General features: G+C 72.4%; 19 protein-coding genes. 15 read left to right on the plus strand and 4 right to left on the minus strand.

All coding sequences use genetic code 11. The features are described 5' to 3' along the window. Positions 1-55: 55 nt before the first annotated feature. Complete coding sequence (gabT, locus tag OO62_RS23115; protein ID WP_033269467.1) at positions 56-1,405, minus strand: 4-aminobutyrate--2-oxoglutarate transaminase; 1,350 nt, start codon at positions 1,403-1,405, stop codon at positions 56-58. Positions 1,406-1,741: 336 nt separating this feature from the next. On the opposite strand from gabT, the gene OO62_RS23120 reads away from it, so the two are divergent. The 10 genes from OO62_RS23120 (at position 1,742) to OO62_RS23165 (ending at position 17,462) form a co-directional block, all read left to right on the plus strand. Next, entirely contained in the window at positions 1,742-3,973 is a 2,232-nt protein-coding gene (locus OO62_RS23120) for a type IV secretory system conjugative DNA transfer family protein (RefSeq protein ID WP_033269468.1), read from the plus strand. A 190-nt stretch (positions 3,974-4,163) separates the two neighbouring features. After that, positions 4,164-5,825 carry a PucR family transcriptional regulator gene (locus OO62_RS23125; protein ID WP_033269469.1) on the plus strand — a complete coding sequence of 554 codons (1,662 nt, stop codon included), beginning with the start codon at positions 4,164-4,166 and terminating at the stop codon, positions 5,823-5,825. A gap of 282 nt (positions 5,826-6,107) precedes the next feature. Then, a complete protein-coding gene (locus tag OO62_RS23130; protein ID WP_033269470.1) occupies positions 6,108-7,568 on the plus strand; it encodes an aldehyde dehydrogenase family protein in 1,461 nt (486 codons plus the stop codon). A gap of 541 nt (positions 7,569-8,109) precedes the next feature. Beyond that, a complete protein-coding gene (locus tag OO62_RS23135; protein ID WP_033269471.1) occupies positions 8,110-10,029 on the plus strand; it encodes an acyl-CoA dehydrogenase family protein in 1,920 nt (639 codons plus the stop codon). A gap of 112 nt (positions 10,030-10,141) precedes the next feature. Further along, positions 10,142-11,407, plus strand: coding sequence for a 1-deoxy-D-xylulose-5-phosphate reductoisomerase (dxr, locus tag OO62_RS23140; protein WP_033269472.1), 1,266 nt, complete (start codon positions 10,142-10,144; stop codon positions 11,405-11,407). Next, positions 11,404-12,705, plus strand: coding sequence for a M50 family metallopeptidase (locus tag OO62_RS23145; RefSeq protein ID WP_033269473.1), 1,302 nt, complete (start codon positions 11,404-11,406; stop codon positions 12,703-12,705). The genes dxr and OO62_RS23145 overlap by 4 nt, the downstream gene beginning before the upstream one ends. A gap of 172 nt (positions 12,706-12,877) precedes the next feature. Beyond that, complete coding sequence (gene ispG / locus OO62_RS23150) at positions 12,878-14,035, plus strand: flavodoxin-dependent (E)-4-hydroxy-3-methylbut-2-enyl-diphosphate synthase (protein WP_033269474.1); 1,158 nt, start codon at positions 12,878-12,880, stop codon at positions 14,033-14,035. 197 nt (positions 14,036-14,232) lie between these two features. Beyond that, positions 14,233-15,078, plus strand: coding sequence for a GNAT family N-acetyltransferase (locus tag OO62_RS23155; protein WP_033269475.1), 846 nt, complete (start codon positions 14,233-14,235; stop codon positions 15,076-15,078). A 48-nt stretch (positions 15,079-15,126) separates the two neighbouring features. Further along, positions 15,127-15,663: a GNAT family N-acetyltransferase gene (locus tag OO62_RS23160; RefSeq protein ID WP_033269476.1), complete on the plus strand. Its 537-nt coding sequence runs from the start codon at positions 15,127-15,129 to the stop codon at positions 15,661-15,663. 89 nt (positions 15,664-15,752) lie between these two features. Further along, positions 15,753-17,462, plus strand: coding sequence for a proline--tRNA ligase (locus tag OO62_RS23165; RefSeq protein ID WP_033269477.1), 1,710 nt, complete (start codon positions 15,753-15,755; stop codon positions 17,460-17,462). Between the two features lie 57 nt (positions 17,463-17,519). Here OO62_RS23165 and OO62_RS23170 read toward each other — a convergent pair whose 3' ends face one another. The 3 genes from OO62_RS23170 to OO62_RS23180 all read right to left on the minus strand — a co-directional run bounded on the left by OO62_RS23170 (position 17,520) and on the right by OO62_RS23180 (position 19,612). Beyond that, the gene (locus OO62_RS23170) at positions 17,520-18,431 is read right to left on the minus strand and encodes an aminoglycoside phosphotransferase family protein (protein WP_033269478.1); all 912 of its coding nucleotides are present in this window, start codon (positions 18,429-18,431) and stop codon (positions 17,520-17,522) included. An 86-nt stretch (positions 18,432-18,517) separates the two neighbouring features. After that, positions 18,518-19,042, minus strand: a complete 525-nt coding sequence (locus tag OO62_RS23175; protein ID WP_078617321.1) for a ferritin-like domain-containing protein — start codon at positions 19,040-19,042, stop codon at positions 18,518-18,520. A gap of 66 nt (positions 19,043-19,108) precedes the next feature. Next, positions 19,109-19,612 carry a hypothetical protein gene (locus tag OO62_RS23180; RefSeq protein ID WP_078617322.1) on the minus strand — a complete coding sequence of 168 codons (504 nt, stop codon included), beginning with the start codon at positions 19,610-19,612 and terminating at the stop codon, positions 19,109-19,111. A gap of 160 nt (positions 19,613-19,772) precedes the next feature. Here OO62_RS23180 and rimP point away from each other — a divergent pair, with 160 nt between their 5' ends. The 5 genes from rimP to OO62_RS23200 all read left to right on the plus strand — a co-directional run bounded on the left by rimP (position 19,773) and on the right by OO62_RS23200 (position 25,451). Beyond that, positions 19,773-20,315, plus strand: a complete 543-nt coding sequence (rimP, locus tag OO62_RS23185; protein WP_033269480.1) for a ribosome maturation factor RimP — start codon at positions 19,773-19,775, stop codon at positions 20,313-20,315. A gap of 2 nt (positions 20,316-20,317) precedes the next feature. Next, positions 20,318-21,307, plus strand: coding sequence for a transcription termination factor NusA (gene nusA, locus OO62_RS23190; RefSeq protein WP_033269481.1), 990 nt, complete (start codon positions 20,318-20,320; stop codon positions 21,305-21,307). Between the two features lie 137 nt (positions 21,308-21,444). After that, on the plus strand, positions 21,445-21,723 hold the full coding sequence (locus OO62_RS38270) for a YlxR family protein (protein ID WP_077193586.1): 279 nt from the start codon (positions 21,445-21,447) through the stop codon (positions 21,721-21,723). 176 nt (positions 21,724-21,899) lie between these two features. Further along, the gene (gene infB, locus OO62_RS38275) at positions 21,900-24,998 is read left to right on the plus strand and encodes a translation initiation factor IF-2 (RefSeq protein WP_077193587.1); all 3,099 of its coding nucleotides are present in this window, start codon (positions 21,900-21,902) and stop codon (positions 24,996-24,998) included. Between the two features lie 159 nt (positions 24,999-25,157). Next, the gene (locus OO62_RS23200) at positions 25,158-25,451 is read left to right on the plus strand and encodes a DUF503 domain-containing protein (RefSeq protein WP_033269483.1); all 294 of its coding nucleotides are present in this window, start codon (positions 25,158-25,160) and stop codon (positions 25,449-25,451) included. Position 25,452: the final 1 nt, after the last annotated feature.

Raw genomic sequence — 25,452 nt, forward strand, 5'->3', positions numbered from 1 at the left:
TAGCCGTACCCCGGGCCGCGCCGGCCGGTTCCCCCGCGAGGAACCCGCGGTCCGCTCAGATCTTGGCGAACGCCGCCTCGAGGATGTCCAGGCCCTCGTTGAGCAGGTCCTCACCGATGACCAGCGGCGGCAGGAAGCGCAGCACGTTGCCGTACGTACCGGTGGTCAGGACCAGCAGGCCCTCCTGGTGGCACGCCTTCGCGAGCGCGCCGGTGGCCTCCGGGTTGGGCTCCTTGGAGCCGGACTTCACCAGCTCGATCGCGATCATCGCGCCGCGGCCACGGACCTCGCCGATGATGTCGTACTTCTCGGCCATCGCGTTCAGACGGGCCTTCATGACCTCGCCGATCCGCAGCGCCTTGCCGTTGAGGTCCTGCTCGCGCATGGTCTCGATCGAGCCGAGCGCGGCGGCGCAGGCCACGGGGTTACCGCCGTAGGTGCCGCCCAGGCCGCCCGCGTGCGCGGCGTCCATGATCTCCGCGCGACCGGTCACGGCCGCCAGCGGCAGACCGCCGGCGATGCCCTTCGCCGTCGTGATCAGGTCCGGCACGACGCCCTCGTCCTCACACGCGAACCACTGACCCGTACGGCAGAAGCCGGACTGGATCTCGTCGGCGACGAAGACGATCCCGTTCTCCTTGGCGAAGTTCGCGATCGCCGGGAGGAAGCCCTTGGCCGGCTCGATGAAGCCGCCCTCACCGAGCACCGGCTCGATGATGATCGCCGCGACGTTCTCCGCGCCGATCTGCTTGGTGATCTGCGAGATGGCCTGGTCGGCGGCCTCCTGCGCGCAGTTCTCCGGGCCGGTCAGCCAGCGGTAGGGGTAGGCCACCGGCACGCGGTAGACCTCGGGCGCGAACGGGCCGAAGCCGTGCTTGTACGGCATGTTCTTGGCGGTGAGCGCCATCGTCAGGTTCGTCCGGCCGTGGTACCCGTGGTCGAAGACGACCACGGCCTGCCGCTTGGTGTACGCCCGCGCGATCTTGACGGCGTTCTCGACGGCCTCCGCGCCGGAGTTGAACAGCGCCGACTTCTTCGCGTGGTCGCCCGGCGTCAGCTCGGCGAGCTGCTCACAGACCTCGATGTACGGCTCGTACGGCGTGACCATCACACAGGTGTGGGTGAAGTCGGCGAGCTGCGCGCTGGCCCGGCGGACGACCGCCTCCGCGCTGTTGCCGACCGAGGTCACCGCGATGCCCGAGCCGAAGTCGATCAGGGAGTTGCCGTCCACGTCCTCCAGGACGCCGCCGCCCGCGCGCTTGACGAAGACGGGCAGTACGGCCCCGACGCCACTGGCCACGGTGGCCTGCTTACGGGCCCACAGCTCCTGCGACTTCGGGCCGGGGATCGCGGTGACGACGCGACGCTCCTGGGGGAGGCCGGGGCCTCCGGACAGTTCGGTCATGGCAGTCTCCTGAGTGGGACGGGAACGTACACCGGTCTCGTACGGAGGTCTCTTGTCCGAGGTCTCCTGCCGAGGGCGTGCAGAGGTTGTACAGAGTGCTTGTTCTCGCAGGTTAGGGGCGGCCGGGCGGGTCTGGCATGTTCCGTTCGGGAGAAGTGCGCGTGTTGCGTTGTCCGCACCGGACATAGCGACGGACCGCGGCCAGTAGATTGAGCGGCGGCGTGCCCGGCACCGGAGGGCACGAGCGCGGGCATGACAATGGCAAGGCGGCCGGCCCCACCCCGGCCGCCCCAACAACGCACCAGGCCACGGCTCAAGGGGGACAAGGGGCACCGGATGGACACCGAGGGCACGCACGACGCACAGCACACCGCTCCCCAGCCGTCCGGCGGAGCGCATCCGTCCGAACCCACGGTGCCGCGCCCCGCGGCCCCGCCCGCACAACCGGCCACCGCGCCGCACACCCCACCACCGCCGACCGCTCCGCCCGTACCCGCCATGCCCGTCCCCGCCATGCCCGACATTCCGCCGACGGCGCCGTCGGCCGGGCCCGGCGCGTCCGAGCCGCCGGTGCTGAGCTGGCTGCGGACGGCGCGGCCGGCGGCCGCGCCGGGGGTTTGGACGTATGGGCACCGTCCCCGCGCCGCGGAGGAACCCGACCGCATCCCCGGACGGCAGCTGGTCAGCGGGGCGGTGATTTCGCTGCTGTGCGGGTGGCTGTTGTGGTCGTTGTTGTGGAACGGGTATCTCGGGTCCTACTGGGCGTGGCCCTTCGAGGTCCTCATTCCGGACGCCTGGGTACTCGGAGCCACCTCCGGCGACAAGACCGCCTACGGAATCGCCTCCAACGCCTACTACGGACTGTGGATCCTCGGCATCGCGATCGTCTTCGGGCGTATCGGCCGCTGGCCGGAGCTCATCCGTCGGTATGTGGTGCCGCTCGTCCGTCGCCTCCGCACCCCCGCCCCCGCCCGTACGCCCGCGCCCGCCGTCGATCCGGCGCAGTGGCCCGAACTGCGGGCCCACGGTGCGTCGGACGCGGCCGACAAGCTCGCCGCCGAGGCGCGCACCGGCCGGATGAACGACGTGGACGTGGCGAGGATCGAACGCGCCTGGCGTTCGGTCCGGTCGGGTAAGAACTCCCTCGCCTCGTTCACCGACACCGTGCTCCGGCACGGCGCGGCGGCCTGCGCGCACCCGTCGGGGCGGCGCGATCTGTCCCGCCGGACCGCCCACCACGACCTGCTCGCCCACCAGGTCCGCCTCGGCACCTCCGTCGATCACCCCCGCAACCCCTATCAGCACCGCGGCGTCGGATGCGCCCTGGAGCCGCGCCTGCTGGGCACCTCCCTCCTGGCCGTCGGGCCCGCCGGCAGCGGGAAGACCACGCGGGTCGTCAAGCCGGTCGTGGAGTCGATGTGCCTGCAGGCGCTGGCCGGGCAGTGCGCGGTGATCGCCGTGGGACCGGCCGGTTCCGACCTGGGGCCCGACGACGCGTTCGACGTGGTGGTCAGGGTCGGCCACCGGGACCCGGACTGCGACCTCGATCTCTACGGCGGCACCACCGATCCCGACGAGGCGGCCGGCATCCTGGCCGAGGCGCTGGTCGGCGATCTCGCCGAGCAGCTGCCCGGCGGCGACAGCCGGCGTGCCGCGACCGCACTGGCCCAGCTGCTCGGGCCCTTCCGCGCCGCCCACGACCGCTTTCCCACCGTCCCCGAGCTGCGGGAACTTCTGGACGGCGGCCCTCGGGCGATCGCCGCACTGCGCACCGCCCTGGAGGAGGCCGGAGCGCACACCCTGCTGCGCGAACTGGACGCCCGGGCCCGCCAGTCGGAGCGCCCCGGCGACGCCGCCGTCCTCCTCGCCGACCGCATCGCCCTCCTCGACCGCCCCGCGTTCGCCGCGTTCTTCGACCCGACGGGACGCACCCGCCAGGTCTCGCTGCGCGCCCTCGATCACCCGCTGCGGGTCCGGATCGAGCTCCCCGAACGCGGCCACGCGGAGGCTTCGCGGATTCTCGCCCGGCTGGTCCTGGCGCAGTTCACCGAGTGCGCCGTGGCCCGCGCCGACCGCTCGCTGTTCGCCTGCCTGGTGCTCGACGAGGCCGCGCACACCATCACCGCGGAGGCGCTGCGCGGCCTTCAGCGGCTGCGTTCGGCCAATGCCGGCGCGGTGCTGACGCTGCGCTCCCTCGACGACGTCCCGGACGGGCTGCGCGGCACGCTGCTCGGCGCGGTCGGCTGCCGGATGGCGTTCGCCGGCGTGACGACCTGGGACGGCGCGCGGTTCGCCGAGGTCTGGGGCAAGGAGTGGGTGGAGACCCGCGACGTCACGGACCGTCAGATCATCGCCGAGGGGGCGGCGATGAAGGCGTTCCACATCTTCCGCCACCTGGTCACCGGCAAGGCGGCCACCGCCAAGGCCGTCACCGTGCGCACCGTCGAACGGGAGCGCTGGTCGGCCTCCGACCTCGCCAATTCGGTCCCGGCCGGGCACGCGGTGCTCTCGGTGACGTCGGTGGCGGGGGAGCACGCGCCTCCCGTCCTCGTGGACCTGCGTCCCTGACCGGGGTACCGGAGGCCGGCCAGGGCTGAGGCCGGTCCCCGGGACCCGGGACTGGAAGATTTGGCCGGCGTGGAGTGCCCCCGATTCCTCCGCTGAGGCAGAATCGACACGGGCCGTTCATACGGGGCGGCGCAAATCATCGGTCGGCGGCCGGTCGTCGGTCGCAGTCGTCGAAGCCATCGAAGGTCTCATGCCGCACACCCTCGCTTCCCTGGTCAACCACACCGCGCTCAAGCTGACCGTGCTCGCGGGGGAGGAGCGTCTGGACGTCCCGGTGCGGTGGGCGCACGCCAGTGAGCTGATCGACCCGGTGCCGTACATGGAGGGCGGCGAGCTGCTGCTGATCACCGCGCTCAAGCTGGACGCGGAGGACCCGGAGGCGACCCGCAGGTACGTGCGGCGGGTCGCGGAGGCCGGGGTGGTCGGGCTGGGCTTCGCGGTCGGGGTGAATTACGAGGACGTTCCCGAGGCGCTGGTCGAGGCGGCGAGGGAGCAGGGGCTGCCGTTGCTCGGGGTGCCCCGCAGGACGCCGTTCATCGCCATCAGCAAGGCCGTCTCGGCCTCGGTGGCCGCGGATCAGTACCGCGCGGTGACCGCGGGCTTCGAGGCGCAGCGGGAGCTGACCCGGGCGGCGCTCAGCGCGGAGGGGCCCGCCGAGCTGCTGGCGCGGCTCGCGGCACATCTGGACGGCTGGGCGGCGCTGTACGACGCGTCGGGGGCCGTGGTGGCCGCCGCTCCCGACTGGGCGGCGCGGCGGGCGGCCCGGCTCTCGGAGGACGTGGCGCGGCTGCGGGAGCGGCCCGCGCCCGCCAGCTCGGTGGTCAGCGACACGGACGGCGACGACCGCGTCGAGCTGCAATCGCTGGGTACGGGACGGCGCGCTCGCGGGGTGCTGGCCGTCGGGACGGGGGCGCGGCTCGGTACGGCCGAGCGCTACGCCGTGCACTCCGCGGTCGCCCTGCTGACGCTGACCACCGAGCGGTCCCGGTCGCTGCAGGACGCCGAGCAGCGGCTGGGCGACGCGGTGCTGAAGATGCTGCTCGCGGGGGAGCCGGACCACGCGCGGGCGGTGGCGGGGCGGCTCTACGGAGGGCTGCTGGACGCGCCGTTCCGGGTGGTGGTGGCCGAGCCGGTGGCGGGCGAGGAACCGGCGTCGTCGGGCGGCGCTTCCCCGGCCCGCGGAACGGGCGCGGCGGGGGTGCTGGAGGCGCTCACCGACGCGATGGACTCCGCGGCCGCGCGGACCGGTGAGGCGGTGCTCGCGGTACCGGACGCCGGCCGGCTGATCGTGCTGGTCGCGGACGGCGGGGCGGCCGCGGACGCCTGTGCCGCGTACGCCGCCGAGGCCGAGGCCCGCTCCGGAGCGCAGACGGGCCCGCGCGGCCGGTCGGGGCGCCGAGAGACGGCGAACGGCGGCGCCGGGGTGGCGGTCGGACTGTCGGCGCCGACCGGGCCGATGGCCGCCGCCAACGCCTACCGGCAGGCCGAACAGGCGCTGTCGGTGGCCCGCCGGCGCGGGCGGGTGCTGGTCGAGCACGAGGACGTGGCGGCGGGATCGGTGCTGCCGCTGCTCGCCGACGACGCGGTGCGGGCCTTCGCGGACGGGCTGCTGCGGGCGCTGCGGGAGCACGACGCGACAGGGCGCGGTGATCTGGTGGCGTCGCTGCGCGCCTGGCTCGCCCGGCACGGCCAGTGGGACGCGGCCGCCGCCGACCTGGGCGTTCACCGGCACACGCTGCGCTATCGGATGCGGCGGGTGGAGGAGATCCTGGGCCGCTCGCTGGACGACGCGGACGTGCGGATGGAGCTGTGGCTGGCGTTGAAGGCGACGGCCGGCGGGCCGGCGGACTGACGCCGGCCGGGAGCGACAGCCGGCCCGGAGCGACAAGGGACCGGGAGCGACGAGGGGCCCGCCCCCGCGGCCCCCCGTCGAGCGGCAGGGGGCGCAGCGGCAGTCCCGGCCGGGGAGCGCCCCCTCCACCGCGGAGAGGCCCGCCCCCGCATTACTACGCTTCGGACAAACGCCATGGCGCCGCCGCACCCCTACCGTGGGGGCAGAGTCAAAACCGCAGAGCCGCTCGCTGAGCCATGCCCATGCGCACCACCCACCACTTCTGAAGGGCCGGGTTCCACTGTGCCGATCCACACTGATGCAGCCCCCACCGCCTTCTGGCTCGCCGGCCGCAAGGCCACCGGCGACGCCACCTTCGATGTCACCTCCCCCTGGGACGGACGTCTTGTCGGCACGGTGAGCATTCCCACCGAGGCCCAGGTCGAGGAGGCCATCGCCGCCTCCGTCGCCGTCCAGGAGGAGTTCGCCGCGACCCCCGCCCACGTGCGGGCCGCGGCCCTGGATCACGTGCAGCGCCGGCTGGTGGAGCGCACGGAGGAGTTCGCGCAGCTGATCTCCGCGGAGAACGGCAAGCCCATCAAGTGGGCCCGTGGTGAGGTCGGCCGCGCCATCTCGGTGTTCCGCTTCGCGGCCGAGGAGGCCCGCCGCTTCAACGGCGGCGACGCGCAGCGGCTGGACACCGACGCGGGCGGCGCCGGCCGGCTCGCACTGACCCGCCGCTTCCCGCGCGGCACGGTCCTGGGCATCGCGCCGTTCAACTTCCCGCTGAACCTGTGCGCCCACAAGGTCGCCCCGGCCATCGCGGCCGGCGCCCCGATCATCCTCAAGCCCGCGCCGGCCACCCCGCTCTCCGGCCTGATCATCGGCGAGCTGCTGGCCGAAACCGACCTGCCGGCCGGTTCCTGGTCGATCCTCCCGGTGACCAACGACCGGATGCCGGCGCTGGTCCAGGACGAGCGGCTGCCGGTCGTCTCCTTCACCGGCTCCGAGAAGGTCGGCTACGCCATCCTCGACTCGGTCCCGCGCAAGCACTGCACCCTGGAGCTCGGCGGCAACGGCGCGGCCGTCGTCCTGCCCGACTGGTCCTCCGAGGCGGACCTGGACTGGGCGGCGCAGCGCATCGCGATCTTCTCGAACTACCAGGGCGGCCAGTCCTGCATCTCCGTGCAGCGGGTCATCGCGGACGCGTCCGTGTACGACCGGCTGGTGCCCAAGATCGTGGCGGCCGTCGAGGCGCAGGTCACCGGCGACCCGTCGGACGACGCGACCGAGGTCGGCCCGCTGGTGAACGAGGACGCCGCCAAGCGCGTCGAGGCATGGGTCGACGAGGCCGTGGAGCGCGGCGCGAAGCTGCTCGCCGGCGGCAAGCGCGACGGCGCCTCCTACGCGCCGACCGTCCTGGAGGACGTGCCCGCCGACGCCACCCTCGCCTGCGAGGAGGTCTTCGGCCCGGTCCTCACGATCAAGAAGGTCGACGGGGTGGACGAGGCGTTCGCGGCCGTCAACGACTCCAAGTTCGGCCTCCAGGCGGGCGTCTTCACGCACGACGTGCAGACCGCCTTCCGCGCCCACCGCGCCCTGGAGGTCGGCGGCGTGGTCATCGGCGACGTGCCGTCCTACCGCGCGGACCAGATGCCGTACGGCGGCGTCAAGCAGTCCGGTGTGGGACGTGAGGGCGTGCGCTTCGCGATGGACGACTACACCTACGAGCGGGTGCTGGTCCTCACCGGCCTGGCGCTGTAAACCCTCCGCGGGACGACGACAACCCTCACGTCACTCCCCGACCCGGTCCGGACCGGTGGACAGCGACGGCCATCCCTTGGGCCGTATCACTGTCCGGGCCCCGGCCGGCGCACCCCCCGGCGCCGGCCCTGACGCGGCGCGCTCCGGCACCCTGTTTCCGGAGCGCGCCGCGTCCCCCGTTCTCCCCCCCCGCCCGGCAGCGCAGCCCCCGTGCCGGATCTTGACCGTACGGCGCGGACGCCCACGACGCCTCCTGTCGGAGGCGGAGACGCGGGGGTGCCCCGGGGTGGAGAAGCGGCGGCACGTACAACCAGCGCGGTATGCCGCACCCCCCGAAGGGCCGAGGGCGCCCGACCAACTCGGGCATCTGCCGGGGTGTATGCCCCGTATGGCCAGGAGACGCCGTCCCGCCCTCCCCGGCCCCGTACCTCCAGTGGTGCAACCCGCCCGGATCGGGTAACTCTCACAAGTAGCGCTGTTCCAGCGGCCCGACCGGCCCGCCGGCGCAGAACTCCCGATTCCGCGGCGAGGTGAGCTCCTGATGACCGCTCCATCCATCCGCAACGTCTCCGAGCGCGAAGCACGCCAGGTCGCCGAGGCGGCCCGTGAGCAGGACTGGCGCAAGCCCAGCTTCGCCAAGGAGCTGTTCCTGGGGCGCTTCCGGCTCGACCTCATCCATCCGCACCCCACGCCGGCGATCGATGACGTGCGCCGCGGCGAGAAGTTCCTCGCCACGCTGCGGGAGTTCTGCGAGACCGAGATCGACGGCGCCCGGATCGAGCGCGAGGGACAGATCCCGGACGAGACCGTCAACGGGCTCAAGGAGCTCGGCGCGCTCGGCATGAAGATCGACCCGAAGTACGGCGGCCTCGGGCTCACCCAGGTCTACTACAACCGGGCCCTGTCACTGGTCGGCTCCGCCAGCCCCGCCGTCGGCGCGCTGCTCTCCGCGCACCAGTCGATCGGCGTGCCGCAGCCGCTGAAGCTGTTCGGCACCCAGCAGCAGAAAGAGACCTTCCTGCCGCGGCTGGCCCGTACGGACATCTCGGCGTTCCTGCTGACCGAGCCCGACGTCGGCTCGGACCCGGCCCGGCTCGCGACCACCGCCGTGCCGGACGGGGAGGACTATGTCCTCGACGGGGTGAAGCTGTGGACCACCAACGGCGTGGTCGCCGATCTGCTGGTGGTCATGGCGCGGGTGCCCGCCTCCGACGGCCACAAGGGCGGCATCACCGCCTTCGTCGTCGAGGCCGACTCGGCCGGCATCACGGTCGAGAACCGCAACGCCTTCATGGGCCTGCGCGGCCTGGAGAACGGCGTCACCCGCTTCCACCGGGTCCGGGTCCCCGCAGCGAACCGCATCGGTCCGGAGGGCGCCGGCCTGAAGATCGCCCTGACCACGCTCAACACCGGGCGGCTCTCGCTGCCCGCGATGTGCGTCGGCTCCGGCAAGTGGTGCCTGAAGATCGCCCGCGAGTGGTCCGCGGCCCGCGAGCAGTGGGGCCGGCCGATCGCCAAGCACGAGGCCGTCGGCGCCAAGATCTCCTTCATCGCCGCCACCACCTTCGCCCTCGAAGCGGTCGTCGACCTCTCCTCCCAGATGGCCGACGAGAACCGCAACGACATCCGCATCGAGGCCGCGCTCGCCAAGCTCTACGGCTCCGAGATGGGCTGGCTGATGGCCGACGAGCTGGTCCAGATCCGCGGCGGCCGCGGCTTCGAGACCGCCCCCTCGCTCGCCGCCCGCGGGGAACGCGCCGTGCCGGCCGAGCAGATGCTGCGCGACATGCGCATCAACCGGATCTTCGAGGGCTCGACCGAGATCATGCACCTGCTGATCGCCCGGGAGGCGGTGGACGCCCACCTGTCCGTCGCCGGCGACCTCATCGACCCCGACAAGAGCCTCGCCGACAAGGGCAAGGCGGCCGCCAAGGCCGGCCAGTTCTACGCCCGCTGGCTGCCCAAGCTCGTCGCCGGACCGGGCCAACTCCCGCGCACCTACCAGGAGTTCGGCCGACTGGCCGGTCATCTGCGGTACGTCGAGCGGACCTCGCGCAAGCTCGCCCGCTCCACCTTCTACGCGATGTCCCGCTGGCAGGGCCGGATGGAGACCAAGCAGGGCTTCCTCGGCCGGATCGTCGACATCGGCGCCGAGCTGTTCGCCATGAGCGCCGCCTGCGTACGCGCCGAGTACCTGCAGGAGACCGGCGACCACGGCCGGGAGGCGCAGCAGCTGGCCGACGTGTTCTGCCGGCAGGCCAGGATCCGCGTCGAGGAGCTGTTCGGCCGGCTGTGGACGAACACCGACGAACTCGACCGCAAGGTCGTCTCCGGAGTCCTCGACGGCAGCTACACCTGGCTGGAGGAGGGCATCGTCGACCCCAGCGGCGAAGGCCCCTGGATCGCCGACGCCACCCCCGGCCCGAGCCGCGCGGACAACGTCCGCCGCCCGATCAGCTGAGCCGATCCGCGACCGCACGCCGCGGGGCCCGTACGGCGAAGATCCGCCGTACGGGCCCCGCGGTGCGCCCTCTGTGTCCACGCCACCCCGGCGACCGGCCACAATGGACCGCATGACGGACTCCCTCGCCCATCCGCACCTGCGCTTCGAGCCGGCCTCCGGCGACCCCGACGGCCCGCGCAGCATCGTGATCCTCGGCTCCACCGGGTCGATCGGCACCCAGGCGATCGACATCGTGCGGCGCAACCCCGACCGCTTCCGGGTGACCGCGCTCTCCGCCGCCGGCGGGCGGACCGACCTGCTCGCCGAGCAGGCGCACCAGCTGCGGGTGGCCACCGTCGCGGTGGCGCGCGAGGATGCGCTGCCGGCCCTGCGCGCGGCGCTGGCCGAGAGGTACGGCGCGGGCGAGCCGCTGCCCGAGATCCTGGCCGGCCCCGACGCGGCCACCGAGCTGGCCGCCTCCGAGTGCCACACCGTCCTCAACGGCATCACCGGCTCCATCGGCCTCGCGCCGACCCTGGCCGCCCTGAAGGCCGGCCGGGTGCTGGCCCTCGCCAACAAGGAGTCGCTGATCGTCGGCGGCCCGCTGGTCAAGGCCGTCGCGAAGCCCGGCCAGATCGTCCCCGTCGACTCCGAGCACTCCGCGCTCTTCCAGGCGCTGGCCGGCGGCGAGCGCGCCGAGGTCCGCAAGCTCGTCGTCACCGCTTCCGGAGGCCCGTTCCGCGGCCGTACGAAGCGCGAGCTGGCCGAGGTCACGCCCGAGCAGGCGCTGGCCCACCCCACCTGGTCCATGGGCCCGGTCGTCACCATCAACTCCGCGACCCTGGTCAACAAGGGCCTGGAGGTCATCGAGGCGCATCTGCTCTTCGACGTCCCCTTCGACCGGATCGAGGTCGTCGTCCACCCGCAGTCCTACATCCACTCGATGGTGGAGTTCACCGACGGCTCCACCCTCGCCCAGGCCAGTCCGCCCGACATGCGGATGCCGATCGCGCTGGGCATCGGCTGGCCCGAGCGGGTCCCGGACGCCGCACCGGGCGTGGACTGGACGAAGGCCCGGACCTGGGAGTTCTTCCCGCTCGACGCGTCCGCCTTCCCGTCCGTCCCGCTGGCCTGCCACGTGGGTGATCTGGGCGGGACCGCGCCGGCCGTCTTCAACGCGGCGAACGAGGAGTGCGTGGCGGCGTTCCTCGAAGGCGGGCTGCCTTTCACAGGGATTGTGGATACCGTCGCCGATGTGGTCGCTGAACACGGCACGCCCGCCCGGGGAACTTCTCTGACCGTCGCGGACGTCCTGGAGGCGGAGACCTGGGCGCGCGCACGCGCCCGCGAACTGGCCGCCCGTGCGGCACGGACACCCTCGGAGGCTCGCGCATGACGACCTGGATGACCATCCTCGGCATAGTCGTCTTCGTCGTCGGCCTGCTGTTCTCCATCGCCTGGCACGAGCTCGGCCACCTCTCCACGGCCAAGATGTTCGGCATCCGCGTGCCCCAGTACATGGTGGGCTTCGGGCCGACGATCTTCTCCCGCCGGAAGGGCGACACCGAGTACGGCATCAAGGCCATCCCGCTCGGCGGCTACATCCGCATGATCGGGATGTTCCCGCCCGGCGACGACGGAAAGCTGCAGGCCCGCTCCACCTCACCGTTCCGCGGGATGATCGAGGACGCCCGGTCGGCGGCCTTCGAGGAGCTCCAGCCCGGCGACGAGAAGCGGCTCTTCTACACCCGCAAGCCGTGGAAGCGCGTCATCGTGATGTTCGCCGGGCCGTTCATGAACCTGATCCTCGCGGTCGTGATCTTCATGAGCGTGCTGATGGGCTTCGGCATCAACACCCAGACCACCCAGGTCGGCTCCGTCTCGGACTGCGTCATCTCGGCCGCCGCCAAGACCGACAAGTGCCCGCACGGCGCCAAGGACTCCCCGGCCAAGGCCGCGGGCCTGCGGGCCGGCGACAAGATCGTCTCGTTCAACGGGCACGCCGTCCCCGACTGGGGCACCCTCCAGCAGCAGATCCGCGACACCACCGGGCCCGCGACGCTGGTCGTCGAGCGGCACGGCGTGCGCAGGACGCTGCACGCCGACCTGATCGAGAACAAGGTCGCCAAGACCGACGGGCACGGCGGCTACCTCCCCGGCCAGTTCGTCACCGCCGGCTTCCTCGGCTTCACGCCCGCCAGCGGCGTCGTCCAGCAGTCCTTCGGCCAGTCCGTCGACCGCATGGGCAACATGGTCGAGCAGGGCGTCTCCTCGCTTGTCCACCTGCCCGGCAAGGTCCCGGACCTGTGGGACGCGGCCTTCAACGGCGGCGAGCGCAAGCAGGACTCCCCGATGGGCGTGGTCGGCGCCGCACGCGTCGGCGGCGAGGTCTTCTCGCTGAACATCCCGCCGGAGCAGCGGGTGGCGACGATGCTCTTCCTGGTCGCCGGCTTCAACCTCTCGCTCTTCCTGTTCAACATGCTCCCGCTGCTGCCGCTCGACGGCGGGCACATCGCCGGCGCCGTGTGGGAGGCCATCCGGCGGGCCTTCGCCAAGATCGTCCGGCGCCCCGACCCGGGCCCCTTCGACGTGGCCAAGCTCATGCCGGTCGCCTACGTGGTCGCGGGGATCTTCATCTGCTTCACGCTGCTGGTGCTCGTCGCCGACGTGGTGAATCCGGTGAAATTGACCTGAAAGAAGGTTTGGGGACGGCCGGGCACCTCCGTGGCGTTTGGAGGTGTCCGGCCGTTCTCTTTCGGGGGTCCACGGGGGCGCGATGTGCCTATCGCAATACCGGTGCCGTAATCTCGAAACCCGGAGCCCGCCGATTCGGGACCTTGATCCACACCTTGGGGTTGCTCGCCAGATGACTGCCATTTCACTGGGAATGCCGGACGTACCGACGAAGCTGGCCGACCGCCGGGTCAGCCGCAAGATCCACGTCGGAACGGTCGCCGTGGGCGGAGACGCACCGGTCTCGGTGCAGTCGATGACGACGACGCGGACGTCCGACATCGGCGCCACGCTGCAGCAGATCGCCGAGCTGACGGCCTCCGGCTGCCAGATCGTCCGGGTCGCCTGCCCGACGCAGGACGACGCCGACGCCCTCCCGGTGATCGCCCGGAAGTCCCAGATTCCGGTCATCGCAGACATCCACTTCCAGCCGAAGTACGTCTTCGCCGCCATCGACGCCGGCTGCGCCGCGGTCCGGGTGAACCCGGGCAACATCAAGCAGTTCGACGACAAGGTCAAGGAGATCGCCAAGGCCGCCGCGGACGCCGGCACCCCGATCCGCATCGGCGTGAACGCCGGCTCCCTCGACCGCCGCCTGCTGCAGAAGTACGGCAAGGCCACCCCGGAGGCGCTGGTCGAGTCCGCGCTGTGGGAGGCGTCCCTCTTCGAGGAGCACGGCTTCCGCGACATCAAGATCTCGGTCAAGCACAACGACCCGGTCGTGATGGTCAACGCCTACCGCCAGCTCGCCGCCCAGTGCGACTACCCCCTCCACCTCGGCGTCACCGAGGCCGGCCCCGCCTTCCAGGGCACGATCAAGTCCGCGGTCGCCTTCGGCGCGCTGCTCAGCGAGGGCATCGGCGACACCATCCGGGTCTCGCTGTCCGCGCCGCCCGCCGAGGAGGTCAAGGTCGGCATCTCCATCCTGGAGTCGCTCAACCTCCGCCAGCGCCGGCTGGAGATCGTCTCCTGCCCGTCCTGCGGCCGCGCCCAGGTCGACGTCTACAAGCTCGCCGACGAGGTCACCGCGGGCCTCGAAGGCATGGAGGTGCCGCTGCGCGTCGCCGTCATGGGCTGCGTCGTCAACGGCCCCGGCGAGGCCCGCGAGGCCGACCTCGGCGTCGCCTCCGGCAACGGCAAGGGCCAGATCTTCGTCAAGGGCGAGGTCATCAAGACCGTCCCCGAGTCGAAGATCGTCGAGACCCTGATCGAAGAGGCCATGAAGATCGCCGAGCAGATGGAGAAGGACGGCATCGCCTCCGGCGAGCCGGTCGTCACCGCCGCCGGCTGATCGGCCGCCCACCCACCGCTTCCGAGCCCCGCCGCCCGCCCCGGGCCGCGGGGCTCAGGGCTTCCCCGGCCGGTGCCGCACCCTCCCCGGCGTCCGCCGCCCCCGCGGGCCGGGTGCTCCCGCGCAGGTGGAGGTAAAGTGCCAGAACCTGCTCCCGCCTGGCCTCCCAGGCCCGTACCGGTGAGGCATTCCGAGACGTGCTGACGACCCCCGCCATCAAGGTCCTCGAGCCCGGGGAACTCGACGACGCGCTCGCGGTGCTCGACCGCGACCCGGTCGCCAACGCCTTCGTCGCCGCTCGCGTCCAGATCGCCGGCCTCGACCCCTGGCGGCTGGGCGGCGAGATGTGGGGCTGGTACGCCGACGGCCGCCTGGAGTCCCTCTGCTACGCCGGCGCCAACCTCGTCCCCGTCTGCGCCACCTCCGAAGCCGTCCGCGGCTTCGCCGAGCGCGCCCGCCGGCAGGGCCGCCGCTGCTCCTCCATCGTCGGCCCCGCGGGACCCACCGCCGAGCTGTGGTCCCTGCTGGAGCCCGCCTGGGGACCGGCCCGCGAGATCCGCGCCCACCAGCCCCTGATGGTCACCACCGGGCCGTCCGCCGAGATCGCCCCCGACCCGTACGTCCGGCGCATCCGCAAGAACGAGATGGACCTGATCATGCCGGCGTGCGTGGCCATGTTCACCGAGGAGGTCGGCATCTCCCCGATGGCCGGCGACGGCGGTCTGCTCTACCAGGCCCGTGTCGCCGAACTCGTCGGCGCCGGCCGCTCGTTCGCCCGTGTCGAGAACGGCAAGGTCATCTTCAAGGCGGAGATCGGCGCCGCCACCCAGCGGGCGTGCCAGATCCAGGGCGTCTGGGTCGACCCCGCCTACCGCGGCAAGGGCCTGTCGGAGACCGGCATGGCGGCTGTGCTGCGCTACGCGCTCAGCGATGTCGCCCCCGTCGTCAGCCTCTACGTCAACGACTTCAACACCGCCGCCCGCGCCTCCTACCGCAGGGTGGGTTTCGAAGAGGTCGGCGCGTTCATGAGTGTGCTGTTCTGACCCGCCGCCGGCGTACTGTTCCGGCCCGCGGCCTTGTACGCTCCGACCATGGATGACGTCGCGGTCGGCCCCCTCGATCTCGCTGCCCGCGTGGACGACGCGCTCGCCGTCCAGGCGCTCGCGTTCGGACTGAGCGACGACGAGATCGCCGTCCGCCGGCACATCGTCCTGCGCCACTTCGGCTGCCCCGGCGCCCGCGCCCTCGGCGCCACCACCCCCGCGGGCCGGCTCATCGGCTTCGTCTACGGCATGCCCAACGACCGCGCCCACTGGTGGTCCACCGTCGTCGAGCCCTATCTGCGCAGCCAGGGCCTCGACCACTGGCTCGACGACTCCTTCACCATCACCGAGCTGCACGTCCACCCCGCCTACCAGGGCCGGGGCATCGGACGGTCACTGATCACCCGCATCACCGACGAGGCGACCCAGCCGCGCTCCATCCTGTCGGCCATCGACGTGGAGAGCCCGGCACGCGGCCTGTACCGCTCCCTCGGCTACCGCGACATCGCCCGCCGGGTGCTGTTCCCGAGCGCGCCGACGCCGTACGCGGTGATGGGCGCGGCGCTGCCGCTCAAGCGCCGCTAGGGCGTGTCCGGGCCGCAACCCATTTCCGTGTGCCACACCCGGGCGGCTAACCTCCAGGGAGTCACCTTTCTTACGCAGGAGAAACTCCCATGGCCAACGCCGCACAGGTCCAGCGCATGTCCCGCTTGATGATCAAGACACTGCGCGACGACCCGGCCGACGCCGAGACCGCCAGCCACAAGCTGCTCGTCCGCGCCGGGTACGTCCGCCGCTCCTCCGCCGGCATCTGGACGTGGCTGCCGCTGGGCATGAAGGTCCTGGAGAACGTCTCCCGCGTCGTGCGCGAGGAGATGGACGCGATCGGCGGCCAGGAAGTCCTGCTGCCGGCCCTGCTGCCCAAGGAGCCCTACGAGATCAGCGGCCGCTGGGAGGAGTACGGCGACCTGCTCTTCCGCCTCAAGGACCGCAAGGGCGCCGACTACCTCCTCGGCCCCACCCACGAGGAGATCTTCACCCTCACGGTCAAGGACCAGTGCACGTCCTACAAGGACCTGCCGGTGATCCTCTACCAGATCCAGATCAAGTACCGCGACGAGGCCCGCCCCCGCTCCGGCGTGCTGCGCGGCCGCGAGTTCCACATGAAGGACTCGTACAGCTTCGACACCACCGACGAGGGCCTGGCGCAGTCCTACGCGCTGCACCGCGAGGCGTACCAGAAGATCTTCGCGCGCCTGGGCCTGGACTACCGCATCGTCTCCGCCGTCTCCGGCGCGATGGGCGGCTCCGCCTCCGAGGAGTTCCTGGCGCCCGCCGCGGCCGGTGAGGACACCTTCGTCGACTGCCCGAGCTGCGACTACGCCGCCAACACCGAGGCCGTCACGGTCAAGGTCGAGCCGGCCGACGGCTCCGCCCACGGCCCCGTCGAGGAGCTGGACACCCCCGACACCCCGACCATCGAGACGCTCGCCGAGCACCTCGGCGTGCCGGCCTCCGCGACCCTGAAGAACCTGCTGGTCAAGGTCGACGGGGAGATCGTCGCGGTGGGCGTGCCCGGCGACCGCGAGGTCGACCTCGGCAAGCTCGGCGAGCACCTCGCGCCGGCCACCGTCGAGCTGGTCACCGCCGAGGACTTCACCGACCGCCCGGAGCTGGTCCGCGGCTACGTCGGCCCGCAGGGCCTGGCCGGCAAGGCGTTCCGCTACATCGCCGACCCCCGCATCGCCCCCGGCACGGCCTGGATCACCGGCGCCAACAAGGAGGGCAAGCACGCCCGCAACGTGGTCGTGGGCCGGGACTTCGAGGTCGACGACTACCTCGACGTGGTCGTCGTCGAGCCCGGTGACCCCTGCCCGAAGTGCGGCGCCGGCCTGAAGATCGACCGCGCCATCGAGATCGGCCACATCTTCCAGCTCGGCCGCAAGTACGCCGACGCCTTCGAGCTCGACGTCCTCGGCCAGAACGGCAAGCCGGTGCGGGTCACCATGGGCTCGTACGGCATCGGGGTCTCCCGTGCGGTCGCCGCGCTCGCCGAGCAGACCCACGACGACAAGGGCCTGTGCTGGCCGCGCGAGATCGCGCCGGCCGACGTGCACGTCGTCGCGGCCGGCAAGGCCACGCAGACCGAGCTCGCGCTGGAGCTCGGCGAGCGGCTCGGCGCCGCGGGCCTGCGGGTGCTGGTCGACGACCGCGCCGGCGTCTCGCCCGGCGTGAAGTTCACCGACGCCGAGCTGCTGGGCATTCCGACCATCGTGGTCGCCGGCCGTCGCGCCGGCGAGGGCGTCGTCGAGGTCAAGGACCGTCGCACCGGTGAGCGCGAGGAGCTCACGGTCGAGGAAGCGGTCGCGCGACTCGGCGCCTGAGCCAACGCGAACGGGCCGGCCGGGGAACACCCCGGCCGGCCCGTTCGCGTTCCCGCGCTACAGCCAGGCCGCGAACTCCAGCAGCAGTTCGCCGCGCTGACGGTCGCCGGCGGCCACCTCGCGCACGCCGGTGTCCACCGCCCGGTAGAGCGTCCAGTCGCGCAGCCGGTCGCGGTCCACGTCCAGCGAGTCGGCGAGCTTGGCGACCCGGCGGCGGGCCGCGGCGGCCGCACCGGAGCCGGCCATCACGTCCTCGAACCGGTCCAGCACCAGCGCCGCCAGGTCGTACGCCCGCTCGCCGACCACCGGCGCGGGCCCGGTCGCCAGCCACGGCGCCCGCTCGCCGGCCAGCACCTTGCCCTGCCGGAAGGCGCCGTGCAGCAGGAACTCCTCGTCGGAGCCGGCCGGCAGGGCACGGCGCAGCTCCAGCGCCTCGTCCACCAGCGGCGCGGCCGTACGGACGTCCGCCCCGGCGGTCCGCAGCGCCTCCGCCGCCTCCTCCGTACGGCCGGCCACGGTCGCGAACGGGTGCCCCGCACCGGGCGGCACCCACAGCCGGCGCGCCGTGCCGGCCGCCTCCAGCAGCGCCTTTGCCTCCGGCAGCGAACGCAGCGACACCCCGCTCTGCAGCCGCTCCAGCAGCAGCGCGCCGCTGCCGTCGTCGGAGCGCAGCAGCCGCACCGCGCCCCAGCCGTCCCACACCGCCAGCGCGGCCGCCTCCTGCGCGGACCGCGCGCCCGGCACCGGCAGCTTCAGCGCCGCCGGGGTGCCGTCCTGCTGCCGTACGAGCGCGAGCAGGCTGCTGCGGCCACCGGGCGCGTGCACCCGCTCCAGCGTCAGCTCCCAGGCGTCCAGGCGCTGCTGAACCAGCGTCGGCAGCGCGTGCAGCCACTCCTGAGCGGCGCTGTCCGGATCGCCGCTCAGCGAACTCACCAACCGCTGCGGCGGTTCGATGGGTGCCGTTGCCATGCTCGAGCTGTCCCTTCAGGTGGGGCGGCCGCGCGATCCCGCGCCCGCCCACCACGTCGTCCTGGGCCAAGGCCCCCGGCGGTCGTTCAGAGCGCGCCCGCGGAGGCGTCCTCGGAGCCGGACGGAGCGGCGGCCGCGGCCCGCTCCACGAGCCCAGGGAAGGCTACGCCGCCGCCGCGCCAGCGCACCGCCCGCACCGCTGCCTCCCGCAGCGCCCCGGCCGCCTCCCGCCGCCGGGCCCGGCCGCCGGCCCGTACGAGGTCGGCGTAGACGGCCGCCAGCCGGTCCTCCAGCTCCGCCGCCAGCCGGACCGCGGCGGCCGCGTCCGGAACCGGGAACGGCAGCTCGTACGCGGCGGCCGCGGCCTGCGGGGTGCCACCCAGGTCGCGCACCTCGCGGTGCAGCGCGTCCCGGCGTGCCCGATGCGCGTCGTACGCGGCCATCGCCTCCTTGCGCCGGCCGGCGGCGATCCGGCCGCCGACCACGCCGTAGCCGTAGACCGCGGCGTGCTCGGCGGCCAGCGCCGCCTGTACCGCCGTCAGCTCGTCCGTGCCGTCCGCGTCCTCCGCGTCGTCCCGCTTCTTCGCCTGGTGAGCCGTTCGTGTGCTCATGGGTGCGCCCCTTCGCTGGTCGGTGCCGTACGTCCTGCCGTGCCGGGTGCCGTCATCCGGCGGACGTCACCCGGCCGGTTCGGCGAGCAGGTACGCGTGCGCCGCGCCGGACGCGGCCACCGAGGCGAGCAGCCGGGCCAGCTCCGGCGGCGCGGCGAGCAGTTCCTGGGTCCGGACGTCGGCGAGCTTGCGCTCCGCCTCGGCCAGCGCGCTGCGGGCGGCCTTCTCGTCGTGCGGCACGGCGGGTGCGGCGGCCTCGTGCGCCCGGCCCTTGGCAGGGGTGCCGCTGGGGGAGGGGGCGGCACGGTGCTCGGTGAACGCCCGGGCGTGCCGGGCGACTTCGGAGCGCAGCGGACGCAGCCGTTCCGCCAGGGCGGGGTGGGCGGCCAGCGTCGCGTCGTAGCGCGCCAGCAGGGCCGTGCTGTCGCGGGCGGAGCGCTCGCGCAGCCGTTCGGCGGCGGAGGAGTCCTCGCCCCGGTCGGGGCCGTCGTCCGAGGAGCAGCCGGTGAGCAGTGCCGCGCCCCCGAGGGCGGCGCCGGCCAGCAGGGTCCTTCTGCGTGAGAGCGCCACTTTCGGCACGTTGCACTTCCCGGGGTCTTTCGTAGTGATCACCGCAGGCGAGAGTATCCGTGACGACCCACCGAATCGTCAGTACCCCGCCGGAACCGATAGGCTTTGACCCGACACGCGACCTACCCACAACAGCACACGCGGCCGAGGAGTCACCCGGATGAGCACCACCCAGAGCGAGAGGCTGCGCGGACTGCTTGAACCGCTCGTCGCCGCGCGAGACCTGGATCTGGAAGAGATCGAGGTGACACCGGCGGGAAAGCGGCGGGTGCTGAGGATCGTGGTCGATTCCGACGAGGGCGTCCAGCTGGACGAGTGCGCCGAGCTGAGCCGCGAGGCGTCGCAGGTCCTGGACGACACCGAGGTGATGGGCGGCGCGCCCTACACCCTCGAAGTGACCTCCCCGGGCGCCGACCGGCCGCTGACCGAGCTGCGGCACTACCGCCGCGCCGCCGGCCGCCTCATCAAGGCCCAACTGACCGACGCAGCAGGGTCCGGAGAGCTGGTCGCCCGGATCATCGCCGTTGACGAGGACGGACTGGACCTCGAGGTACCGGGTGTGAAGGGCCGCAAGCCGACCGCCCGCCGGGTCTCCTTCGACGAGATCGCCAAGGCGCGCGTCGAGCTGGAGTTCAACCGCAAGTCCGACAAGCGCGACGCGCAGCACGACGAGAAGATCGACGAGAACAAGGAGGAGGCGTAGCCGTGGACATCGACATGAGTGCCCTGCGGGGGCTGGTGCGGGAGAAGGAGATCTCGTTCGACCTGCTGGTCGAGGCGATCGAGTCGGCCCTCCTCATCGCTTACCACCGCACCGAAGGCAGCCGCCGGCGGGCGCGGGTGGAGCTGGACCGCAGCACCGGTCATGTGACGGTGTGGGCGAAGGAGGACCCGGAGGACCTGGAGGAGGGTGCCGAGCCGCGCGAGTTCGACGACACCCCCTCGGGCTTCGGCCGGATCGCGGCGACCACCGCCAAGCAGGTCATCCTGCAGCGGCTGCGGGACGCCGAGGAGGAGATCACGTTCGGCGAGTACGCCGGACGGGAGGGCGATGTCGTCACCGGCGTCGTCCAGCAGGGCAAGGACCCCAAGAACGTCCTGGTCGACATCGGCCGCCTGGAAGCAATCCTGCCGGTGCAGGAGCAGGTCCCCGGTGAGGACTACGCCCACGGCACGCGGCTGCGGTCGTACGTCGTCCGGGTGGTCAAGGGCGTGCGCGGGCCGTCCGTGACGCTGTCGCGGACACATCCCAATTTGGTGAAGAAGCTCTTCGCCATGGAGGTGCCGGAGATCGCGGACGGGTCGGTGGAGATCGCCGCCATCGCCCGCGAGGCCGGGCACCGTACGAAGATCGCCGTGCGGTCCACCCGCTCGGGACTCAACCCCAAGGGCGCCTGCATCGGCCCGATGGGCGGCCGGGTGCGCGCGGTGATGGCCGAGCTGCACGGCGAGAAGATCGACATCGTGGACTGGTCGGACGACCCGGCCGAGCTGGTCGCCAACGCGCTGTCGCCGGCCCGGGTCAGCAAGGTCGAGGTCGTGGACCTGGCGGCGCGGTCCGCCCGGGTCACCGTCCCCGATTACCAGCTGTCACTGGCCATCGGCAAGGAAGGGCAGAACGCCCGGCTCGCCGCCCGTCTCACGGGCTGGCGGATCGACATCCGCCCGGACACCGAGCACTCGGCGCAGGACTGAAATCACCCACAGTGATCGACGGGTGCCGCGCATTCCGGAAAATCGGTGGTGTCGCGGCGCCCGACCGGGAATTCTGAGCAGCGCTCCGGCCCTTACCCCATCGGGGTCGGGTCGGTGCGGGGAGGTAGACTTAAGCAGTGTCTGGCCGGACGCATGCCCGGGCATGCCCTGAGCGCACCTGTCTGGGATGCCGGGAGCGAGCGGCCAAGGGCGATTTGCTGCGCATCGTGGCGATCGAGGGTGAGTGTGCCCCCGATCCTCGCGGTACGCTGCCCGGCCGGGGTGCGTACGTGCATCCCACATTGGTCTGCCTCGACCTGGCGGTTCGCCGCCGGGCGTTCCCCCGGGCCTTTCGGGGCCGGGGACCGTTCGATTCGACGGAGTTGCGTCGGTTCCTCGAACGGGGCGCCGGTTGAAGCCGCCCATGCAATAACGCACAGCAAGAACGCACAGCGCACGGAAAACCGTGCGGTCAGGTACCTCGCGAGTCGGAAGTAGGTCGAGATTGCGATGAGCACTCGATGAGTACGCGATGAGTACGCCCATGAAGTAGCGACGGTCCGGTGGACAACCCGGACCTAGAAGGAGCGAAGTGGCTAAGGTCCGGGTATACGAACTCGCCAAGGAGTTCGGCGTTGAGAGCAAGGTCGTCATGGCCAAGCTCCAAGAACTTGGTGAATTCGTCCGTTCGGCGTCCTCGACGATCGAGGCGCCGGTTGTTCGCAAGTTGACCGACGCTTTCCAGGCAGGCAGCGGCAACGGCCGCGCCGCCGGTAAGCCCGCGGCGCCGCGCAAGTCGGCCCCCTCGAAGCCGTCGGCGCCCTCTCCGGCGCAGGCGGCCCGTCCTGCTGCCCCGAAGCCGGGCGCCCCCAAGCCGGGCCCCGCGGCTCCGGCAGCCCCCGAGGCGCCGAAGGCCCCCGAGGCCCCGGTTGCCCCTGAGGCCCCGGTTGCCCCCAAGAGCACTCCCGCCGCCGGCCCCACCCCGGGCCCGCGCCCCGCACCGGCGCGCCCCGCGGCACCCAAGCCCGCTCCGGCCGCCCCCGCGCAGCCCGAGTTCCAGGCTCCGCCGGCCGCCTCCGCGCCGTCGGCTCCCCGCCCCGGTGCCACCCCCGGCCCGCGCCCGGCCCGTCCGGCGTCCGGTTCCGGTCAGGGTGGTCAGGGTCGCGGTGGCGCCCCGCGTCCCGGTGGCGAGCGTCCGGCACCCCGTCCCGGCGCGCGTCCCTCCGGTCCGCGTCCGGGCAACAACCCCTTCACCTCCGGTGGCTCCACGGGCATGGCCCGTCCGCAGGCCCCCCGTCCCGGTGGCGCCCCGCGTCCCGGCGGCCAGGGTGGCCCCGGCGGCCCGCGTCCGCAGGGCGGCGGCCAGGGTGGCCCCCGTCCCCAGGGCCAGGGCGGCGCGCGTCCGGCCCCCGGTGGTATGCCCCGTCCGCAGGGTGCGGCTCCCGGCGGTGCCGGCCCGCGTCCCGGCGGCGGTAACCGTCCGAACCCGGGCATGATGCCGCAGCGTCCGGCTGCCGGCCCGCGTCCGGGCCCCGGTGGCGGCGGCGGTCGCGGTCCCGGCGGTGCCGGTCGTCCCGGCGGTGCCGGTCGTCCGGGCGGTGGCGGCGGCTTCGCCGGTCGTCCCGGTGGCGGCGGCGGTCGTCCGGGTGGCGGCGGCGGTTTCGCCGGTCGTCCCGGTGGCGGCGGTCCCGGTGGTGGCGGCGGCTTCGGCGGCGGTCGTCCTGGCTTCGCCGGTCGTCCCGGCGGTCCCGGTGGCCGTGGTGGCACGCAGGGTGCGTTCGGCCGTCCCGGCGGTCCGGCGCGTCGTGGCCGCAAGTCGAAGCGGCAGCGCCGTCAGGAGTACGAGGCCATGCAGGCCCCGTCGGTCGGCGGCATCATGCTGCCGCGCGGCAACGGTGCGACGGTTCGCCTGTCGCGCGGTGCCTCGCTGACGGACTTCGCGGAGAAGATCAACGCCAACCCGGCGTCGCTGGTCCAGGTCATGCTGAACCTCGGCGAGATGGTCACCGCGACCCAGTCGGTCTCCGACGAGACGCTGCAGCTGCTCGCCGACGAGATGAACTACGTCGTCGAGATCGTCAGCCCGGAGGAGGAGGACCGCGAGCTTCTCGAGTCCTTCGACATCGACTTCGGTGAGAACGAGGGCGGCGAGGACATGCTCGTCGCGCGTCCGCCGGTGGTGACCGTCATGGGTCACGTCGACCACGGTAAGACCCGACTGCTCGACGCGATCCGCAAGACGAACGTCATCGCGGGCGAGGCCGGCGGCATCACCCAGCACATCGGTGCCTACCAGGTCGCGACCGAGGTCAACGAAGAAGAGCGTCGGATCACCTTCATCGACACCCCGGGTCACGAGGCGTTCACCGCCATGCGTGCCCGTGGTGCCAAGTCGACCGACATCGCGATCCTCGTGGTGGCGGCCAACGACGGTGTCATGCCGCAGACGATCGAGGCCCTGAACCACGCCAAGGCGGCCGAGGTGCCGATCGTGGTCGCGGTCAACAAGATCGACGTCGAGGGCGCCGACCCGACCAAGGTGCGCGGTCAGCTGACCGAGTACGGCCTGGTGGCCGAGGAGTACGGCGGCGACACCATGTTCGTCGACATCTCCGCCAAGCAGGGCGAGAACATCGACTCCCTGCTGGAGGCCGTGGTCCTCACCGCGGACGCCTCGCTCGACCTTCGCGCCAACGCGGAGATGGACGCGCAGGGTATTGCGATCGAGGCCCACCTCGACCGCGGTCGCGGCGCCGTCGCCACCGTCCTCGTCCAGCGCGGAACGCTCCGCGTCGGCGACACGATGGTCGCCGGTGACGCCTACGGCCGAGTCCGCGCGATGCTCGACGACAAGGGCAACAACGTCGAGGAAGCGGGTCCGTCGACCCCCGTCCTGGTCCTGGGTCTGACCAACGTCCCGGGTGCCGGCGACAACTTCCTGGTGGTCGACGAGGACCGTACGGCCCGTCAGATCGCCGAGAAGCGCGCGGCCCGCGAGCGCAACGCGGCCTTCGCCAAGCGCACCCGCCGGGTGTCGCTGGAGGACCTCGACAAGGTGCTCAAGGCCGGCCTGGTGCAGGACCTCAACATCATCATCAAGGGCGACGCGTCCGGTTCGGTGGAGGCTCTCGAGTCCTCGCTGCTCCAGCTCGACGTCGGCGAAGAGGTCGAGATCCGCATCCTGCACCGCGGTGTGGGTGCGGTCACCGAGTCGGACATCAACCTGGCGACCGGCTCCGACGCGATCGTCATCGGCTTCAACGTGCGCGCCGAAGGCCGTGCCACGCAGATGGCCGAGCGCGAGGGTGTCGACGTCCGGTACTACTCGGTCATCTACCAGGCGATCGAGGAGATCGAGGCGGCCCTCAAGGGCATGCTGAAGCCGGAGTACGAGGAGGTCGAGCTCGGTACCGCGGAGATCCGCGAGATCTTCCGCTCGTCCAAGCTCGGCAACATCGCCGGTGTGCTCATCCGCTCCGGCGAGGTCAAGCGCAACACCAAGGCGCGCCTCATCCGCGACGGCAAGGTGGTCGCGGAGGACCTCAACATCCAGGGTCTGCGCCGCTTCAAGGACGACGTCACCGAGATCCGCGAAGGCTTCGAGGGCGGTATCAACCTCGGAAACTTCAACGACATCAAGATCGACGACGTCATCGCGACGTACGAGATGCGCGAGAAGCCTCGCGGCTGATCACGCAGCGACGTACCGGGGCCGGTCGGCTGGGCCCCTCCTGCCGCCGCGAAGGCGGCGGCAGGAGGGAGAAACTCCGTCGATCGGCCCCGGCCGTTCCGTGTACGGTTCCCATGACACGGACACCTAAGGCCCCACGGGTGGCTTGACCCGTCTTGCATGTACGTAGGGACGCTGTCCTTCGACCTGCTTCTCGGCGACGTACGGTCGCTCAAGGAGAAGCGCTCCGTCGTCCGCCCGATCGTCGCCGAGCTGCACCGCAAATTCGCGGTGAGCGTCGCGGAGGTCGGGGACCAGGATCTGCACCGCAGGGCCACCATCGGTCTGGCGGTGGTCTCCGGGGACACGGGGCATCTGACCGATGTCATGGACCGTTGCGAGCGCCTGGTCGCCGCACGGCCCGAAGTGGAGCTGCTGTCGGTGCGCCGACGGCTGCACGGCGACGACGACTGAC

This window comes from Streptomyces lydicus, from assembly GCF_000717345.1.
GTDB lineage: Bacteria > Actinomycetota > Actinomycetes > Streptomycetales > Streptomycetaceae > Streptomyces > Streptomyces lydicus.

Bases quoted from the DNA above. Each gene is read 5' to 3' on its own strand.
- gabT (WP_033269467.1), bottom strand. From the start codon at position 1,405: ATGACCGAACTGTCCGGAGGCCCCGGCCTCCCCCAGGAGCGTCGCGTC.
- OO62_RS23120 (WP_033269468.1), top strand. From the start codon at position 1,742: ATGGACACCGAGGGCACGCACGACGCACAGCACACCGCTCCCCAGCCG.
- OO62_RS23125 (WP_033269469.1), top strand. From the start codon at position 4,164: ATGCCGCACACCCTCGCTTCCCTGGTCAACCACACCGCGCTCAAGCTG.
- OO62_RS23135 (WP_033269471.1), top strand. From the start codon at position 8,110: ATGACCGCTCCATCCATCCGCAACGTCTCCGAGCGCGAAGCACGCCAG.
- dxr (WP_033269472.1), top strand. From the start codon at position 10,142: ATGACGGACTCCCTCGCCCATCCGCACCTGCGCTTCGAGCCGGCCTCC.
- OO62_RS23145 (WP_033269473.1), top strand. From the start codon at position 11,404: ATGACGACCTGGATGACCATCCTCGGCATAGTCGTCTTCGTCGTCGGC.
- ispG (WP_033269474.1), top strand. From the start codon at position 12,878: ATGACTGCCATTTCACTGGGAATGCCGGACGTACCGACGAAGCTGGCC.
- OO62_RS23160 (WP_033269476.1), top strand. From the start codon at position 15,127: ATGGATGACGTCGCGGTCGGCCCCCTCGATCTCGCTGCCCGCGTGGAC.
- OO62_RS23165 (WP_033269477.1), top strand. From the start codon at position 15,753: ATGGCCAACGCCGCACAGGTCCAGCGCATGTCCCGCTTGATGATCAAG.
- OO62_RS23170 (WP_033269478.1), bottom strand. From the start codon at position 18,431: ATGGCAACGGCACCCATCGAACCGCCGCAGCGGTTGGTGAGTTCGCTG.
- OO62_RS23175 (WP_078617321.1), bottom strand. From the start codon at position 19,042: ATGAGCACACGAACGGCTCACCAGGCGAAGAAGCGGGACGACGCGGAG.
- rimP (WP_033269480.1), top strand. From the start codon at position 19,773: ATGAGCACCACCCAGAGCGAGAGGCTGCGCGGACTGCTTGAACCGCTC.
- OO62_RS23200 (WP_033269483.1), top strand. From the start codon at position 25,158: ATGTACGTAGGGACGCTGTCCTTCGACCTGCTTCTCGGCGACGTACGG.